Annotated in this window: 2 protein-coding genes; both read left to right on the top strand. The window is 61.1% G+C overall.

Features of this window, described 5'->3' with window-relative positions; translation table 11 throughout:
- The first annotated feature begins 149 nt into the window (after positions 1 to 149).
- Positions 150 to 473: a flagellar transcriptional regulator FlhD gene (gene flhD / locus LNV23_RS23835; protein ID WP_263520530.1), complete on the top strand. Its 324-nt coding sequence runs from the start codon at positions 150 to 152 to the stop codon at positions 471 to 473.
- 157 nt (positions 474 to 630) lie between these two features.
- Positions 631 to 1,167 carry a flagellar transcriptional regulator FlhC gene (flhC, locus tag LNV23_RS23830; protein WP_263520531.1) on the top strand — a complete coding sequence of 179 codons (537 nt, stop codon included), beginning with the start codon at positions 631 to 633 and terminating at the stop codon, positions 1,165 to 1,167.
- Position 1,168 lies beyond the last annotated feature (1 nt).

The following is a 1,168-nucleotide window of genomic DNA, read 5'->3' as shown; positions in this document are numbered from 1 at the left end:
TTGTAAGAGTTTGCCTGACAAGGTTCTGGGAAGAACCGGGACTCAAGAGCTGGATTTGGGCTGATGTTGCGGCTTTGTTTGGATCTTCACAATTCGTTTCACGTTGAGACGAATCCTGAATTGAAAAGCAACCGAAGCGGAGCCCAGACATGAACGCAGACCAAATCCTCGCCGAGATCCGTGAAGCCAATCTGTCCTACCTGATGTTGGCGCAGAACCTGATCCGAACGGACCGCGAGCAGGCGCTGTATCGCCTGGGCATCTCGGAAGACACGGCCACCCTGATTGGCACGCTGAGCCCGGCGCAGCTGATGAAGATTGCCTCGGGCAACACCTTGCTGTGCCGCTTCCGCATGGACGACGACTTGGTCTGGGGCTTGTTGACCAGCCACAGCAAGTCGGCCGCCAACGACGGCGTCGGTCGCCTCCACGCATCGATTCTGATGGCCGGCCGCCACCAAGAAGCCGCCTGAACGCTTACACCCGCTGGCCTGGTTACAGGCCAGCACCCTCCGAGAGGGTTCGAATCGTCGCCGGGCAGGGCCCGTCGCTGATTCGGTCGGCGGGGCCGCTTGGGAGCGGCCCGGCGCTGGCCCCGCAAACACACACCAAATTTCGAGAGACTCCATCATGCGCAACAAGAGCATCCTGACCGAAGCCCGCCAAATTGAACGTGCGGTGACCCTGATCAATCTGGGTGCGCGCCTGCAAGTGCTGGAGTCGGAGACCGATCTGTCCTATGAGCGCCTGCTGCGCCTGTACAAGGAAGTCTCGGGCAAGAGCCCCAGCAAGGGCCAGCTGCCGTTCTCGACCGATTGGTTCATGACCTGGCAGCCCAATATCCACGCCTCGCTCTTCCTGAACGTGCACGAGTACCTGAACAAGGTGTCGGAGCTGGACGAGATCGATGCGGTGATCAAGGCCTACCAGCTCTACCAGGAGCAGACGCAGGCGCAAGGCCTGGAGGCCATGCTGTCGGTGACGCGTGCTTGGCGCCTGGTGAAGTTCATTGACAACGGCATGCTGACCATGACCAAGTGCTCGAGCTGCGGCGGTCATTTCGTGACGCACCCGCATGAGATCGCCCGTCACTATGTCTGCGGCATGTGCAACCCGCCGGCCCGCGCCGGCAAGGGCCGCGCCCAGGGCGCCATCCAGATGCACTGAA

The organism is Kinneretia sp. DJ1R-11 (assembly GCF_025717595.1).
Taxonomy (GTDB): Bacteria; Pseudomonadota; Gammaproteobacteria; order Burkholderiales; family Burkholderiaceae_C; genus Paucibacter_A.
The sequence above is the reverse complement of the archived record's forward strand: the minus strand, read 5'-3'. Positions and strand labels throughout refer to the sequence as shown.

Bases quoted from the DNA above. Each gene is read 5' to 3' on its own strand.
- flhC (WP_263520531.1), top strand. From the start codon at position 631: ATGCGCAACAAGAGCATCCTGACCGAAGCCCGCCAAATTGAACGTGCG.
- flhD (WP_263520530.1), top strand. From the start codon at position 150: ATGAACGCAGACCAAATCCTCGCCGAGATCCGTGAAGCCAATCTGTCC.